The sequence below is a fragment of the Pseudomonas sp. SIMBA_041 genome, from assembly GCF_046535095.1.
Classification (GTDB): domain Bacteria; phylum Pseudomonadota; class Gammaproteobacteria; order Pseudomonadales; family Pseudomonadaceae; genus Aquipseudomonas; species Aquipseudomonas mucoides.
This window is the reverse complement of the sequence record NZ_JAWRXJ010000545.1, coordinates 1-257: the sequence shown is the minus strand read 5'-3', so window position 1 is coordinate 257 and position 257 is coordinate 1. Positions and strand designations below refer to the sequence as shown.

1 pseudogene is annotated in these 257 nt (G+C 55.3%); it reads right to left on the bottom strand.

From position 1 onward, the window contains the following. Positions 1-257, bottom strand: a pseudogene (locus tag SB725_RS32290) (ABC transporter substrate-binding protein); the annotation flags it as partial.

The following is a 257-nucleotide window of genomic DNA, read 5'->3' as shown; positions in this document are numbered from 1 at the left end:
ATCGCGGGCAGTAATGGGCGAACCATCATGAAAACGGGCGCGCGGATTAATAGCGACCTCCACCCAGGAATAATCGTCAGCATAGCGTGCACTTTCAGCAATCAGCGGGTAATAACTGCCTGGTTCGTCATCGGAAGTCGTAAATAGCGTGTCGTACAACTGCTCGGTGCGTGCGCCCGGGTTGCCGCGCAGTGCATAGCGGTTGAAATTATCGAAGGTGCCGAGGGCTGACAACGTTATCTGCCCACCTTTTGGCG